This window comes from Cellulomonas sp. IC4_254 (genome assembly GCF_011603975.1).
Lineage (GTDB): Bacteria > Actinomycetota > Actinomycetes > Actinomycetales > Cellulomonadaceae > Cellulomonas.
In genome coordinates this window covers 1-1,903 of sequence record NZ_JAANNB010000343.1, presented here as the reverse complement: position 1 = coordinate 1,903, position 1,903 = coordinate 1, and the positions used below count along the sequence as shown (strand labels likewise).

General features: G+C 77.1%; 2 protein-coding genes. Both read left to right on the top strand.

The window, feature by feature from the left end; translation table 11 throughout:
* A partial coding sequence (locus tag G6556_RS19240) for a hypothetical protein (protein ID WP_205693762.1) occupies positions 1 to 284 on the top strand: 284 nt, incomplete at its 5' end.
* Positions 285 to 378: 94 nt separating this feature from the next.
* Positions 379 to 1,903, top strand: a 1,525-nt coding sequence (locus tag G6556_RS18610) for a DUF222 domain-containing protein (protein ID WP_166944609.1), incomplete at its 3' end; no start/stop codon positions are given.

Sequence of the window (1,903 nt, the reverse complement as noted above, 5' to 3'; positions counted from 1 at the left end):
ACCCGTTCGCCGCCTCGGCGCCCCCGGCGGCGTCCGCGCGCCCGGCCTCGGCTCCGGCTGCGTCCTCGGCGCCCACCAGCGGCGCGGACCGGGTCCGGGCAGCAGCCCGCGCGGCGGCGGCCGGTGGCGGGTCCGTCGCCGCCGCACCCCGGGTCGCGTGGGCCGACGACGAGCCGTCCATGGACGACCCCGACATCGGCGCGAGCAGTCTGTCCGGCATCCCGCTGCTCGCCCAGGCTCTCGGGGCGACCGTCATCGACGAGCCGGTGGACGAGGGTTTCTGACCCTTCTCGGGCACATGTCCTCGGGGACGAGACCGACGCCCACCTCGACCTGGCGGGCCGGGGGCGTGTCAGTGGTCGCCGGTAGGGTCTTTTCATGGTTGACCTGCAGGAACACCCCGATGGCGACGTGGTCGCCGCCGGGGTGCTGCCGGTCTACGGGCCCGACGGGACGTGCCTGACGGACTACGGCCCGGACCCGGTGGTGGCCGCTGGTGGGGCGCCGAGGACGGGTGAGCAGCGGCAGGTCGAGGCGATCGCCGCGTGCCCACCCGGACCCGGCCTGGACGCCTGGCTGCGGGGTCTGGACCTGAAGGTGCTGCCCTCGGCGGTGGTGGTCGAGGTGGTCGCCGCAAGGGTGCGGATGCAGGCGTATCAGCACGCCGCGATGTTGGACGCGGTCGCGGAGCTCGCGTCCCGCCCGGAGATGCGCCCGGACTGGTCGCCGCTGGCGGGGGCGCCGCCGACGCAGCCGTGCGTGGCCGGCGACGAGCTGGCGATGCGGCTCGGGTGGGCCCGGGTGACGGCGACCAAGGTGGTGCACCGGGCGCTGGTGCTGGACGGGATGCTCGTGGCGACGGGTGAAGCCTTGGCGTCCGGGCATCTGGACGCCGCGAAGGCCGAGGTCTTGGCGGCCGGACTGGGCGACCTGCCGTACCAGGCGGCGCACGCGGTCGAGGACGCGGTGCTGCCGGACGCGGCGCAGTGCTCGGCGCGGCAGTTGGCGCGGCGGGTGGAGCAGGAGGTCCGGCTGGTCGACCCGGACGGTGCGGCCGGACGTCACCGGCGGGCCCGCTGCACGCGACGGGTCACCCATCCGCGGCCGCAGCCGCACGGGATGGCCTCGATGTGGGTGGTCATGGCGGCCGAGGACGCCACCCGCGTCGACGGGGTCCTCGACCACACCGCCCGGGCGGCGAAGGCCCTGGGTGACGAGCGGACGCTGGACCAGCTGCGCGCCGACGGGCTGCGGGACCTGGTCGTCGGGGACGTGCCGAGCAGTGACGGGCCGGCGTTCGAGGTCCACCTGGACCCGCCTCCACCCGCGGTGCCGACGCCGCGTCGGTCGTCGGAGTGGTCCGTGACCACCACCCGCGGGCAGCCGGTGCGACCGCGACCGGCCGAGCCGGTCCCCACCGCCACGGTGGTCCCTGTGACCGGGTCCGCGTCAGCCGGTAGCCACGCACCCCTGATCGCCACCGCGCCACACGCCGCCACGCCGCACGACGGACCCGCGCACGCCGCGACCACGGCCCCGGCCGAGCTCGCGAGCGGGCAGCGTGGCTGCGGTGGCCGCTGCACCGGCCGCCCGGGCGCCGAGGTACGCCTCACCATCAGCGCCTCCACCCTGCTGGGCCTGGACGACCAGCCCGCCGACCTCGACGGGTACGGCCCCATCGACGCCGTCCGCGCCCGGGCCCTGGCCGCCGGCGGGGTCTGGCGGCGCGTGGTCACCGACCCGCTCACCGGCCAGGTCCTCGACGTCGGACGCCAGCGCTACCGCCCCACCGCCGCCCTCGCCGAGCACGTCCGCACCCGCGACGGGACCTGCGCGGCGCCCGGGTGCACGGTCCCGGCCCGGCGCGCCGACCTGGACCACACCACCGCGTACCACCCCCGCC